The following is a 1,282-nucleotide window of genomic DNA, read 5'->3' as shown; positions in this document are numbered from 1 at the left end:
ATGAAGCCCATCTCTATGACGCTGTGGAAACAACTGTCTCAGACTATATGGATCAAGGGTTTCAAGGCATGAAGTCTAAGCTCAAGGAGGGCGGCTATTCTAGCAATGAGACGATTTTCTTGGACTACCTGTCTGCCAGTGCCGTTGCCCAAGGCTTGGGAATTGCGGCTCAAATCGGTCATGAAAGCATCAAAAGCAAGGCAGATGCGGCCGTTGCGGAAGCAGAAGAAACTTGGAAAGAGATCAAAAAACGGCCGATGATGGTAGAAAAGCTGACCGACGAAGAAATTATGGCCGTCTATGCGGAAGAGGGAGTGACCTATGATACCATTGTAGATAGTGTGAAAACCCATTTTAATGAGAAAGTCACCGCCTCTCAGACATTGATGGCTACCTTTACCGCCTTGGGGAGCCAAATTGAGACGGGGATACAGGAACTGATAGCGCAGGATGAAACACTGGCAGGAGATATTACCGGATGGATCAATGGGAATTAATATGCCGTAAAGTTAGCGGCCTGGAAGAAGACCTTTATCAGCTAGATGATTGGTATCGTGATGAACGAAGAGCTATAGAGGAAAAAATCGATACTTATGCAGAGCGTCAGCTCCAGTTCAACACACTGATGGAAAGCAAGTATGAAACAGCTCTTTATGATTTCCGTCAAAGGGGGGTTCAGGAATATCAAGAGCTGACCAATCTAGTTGAAGCTTACCTTGATATAGGTCACAATCAGTTTTTACATGCTTTTCGAGAATGTGATGATCAGTTGGATGAACTCGAACAAACCTATAAGAAAAAATACAATGCAGTTGAGGAAAAGTTGCAAGAGGCTTATGCGGAGCGCCGCCGCATTGATTTAGAACTATTAGATCAGGGGAAATAATCATTATTAGAACAGGAGAGACCAATGGGGAAAAAAGGAACAAGCGATAATTTAACCTCAGGGAATTTAGAGGATGTTGAAAAAGAGTTGGAAAAAGAAAACATTAGATTATTAGCAGCTCAGTACAAATTGAAGCCCAAGTCTATTAAGAAGACCTATGACAGTAAGATTGAAACAGCGGCCAGTGAGACCAAGGAATCACTGAAAACGATTGCTGGTGAATTAGATACAGATATCAAGGGGCAGTTTTCAAAGATGATTCAGCAAGCTATTAAAGATAAAGCTTCTGGATATGATAATTTGTAGGAATAAGATAACAGTATTAATGACTTAATAATAAGTGATGGCAGAATCTTGATATTAACGGTCAAGTGCCAGACAGTAAGGAGACAAAGA

Annotated in this window: 2 protein-coding genes and 1 pseudogene; all 3 read left to right on the top strand. The window is 41.8% G+C overall.

The genetic code is table 11. The features are described 5' to 3' along the window. Positions 1-497, top strand: a pseudogene (locus ACFOSE_RS09695) (triacylglycerol lipase); the annotation flags it as partial. Continuing rightward, on the top strand, positions 479-886 hold the full coding sequence (locus tag ACFOSE_RS09690) for a hypothetical protein (protein ID WP_380432818.1): 408 nt from the start codon (positions 479-481) through the stop codon (positions 884-886). The pseudogene ACFOSE_RS09695 and the gene ACFOSE_RS09690, both read left to right, overlap by 19 nt. Before the next feature lie 24 nt (positions 887-910). After that, positions 911-1,192: a hypothetical protein gene (locus tag ACFOSE_RS09685; protein ID WP_380432816.1), complete on the top strand. Its 282-nt coding sequence runs from the start codon at positions 911-913 to the stop codon at positions 1,190-1,192. The last annotated feature ends 90 nt before the right edge of the window (positions 1,193-1,282 follow it).

The organism is Streptococcus dentapri (assembly GCF_042649885.1).
GTDB lineage: Bacteria > Bacillota > Bacilli > Lactobacillales > Streptococcaceae > Streptococcus > Streptococcus dentapri.
The sequence above is the reverse complement of the archived record's forward strand: the minus strand, read 5'-3'. Positions and strand labels throughout refer to the sequence as shown.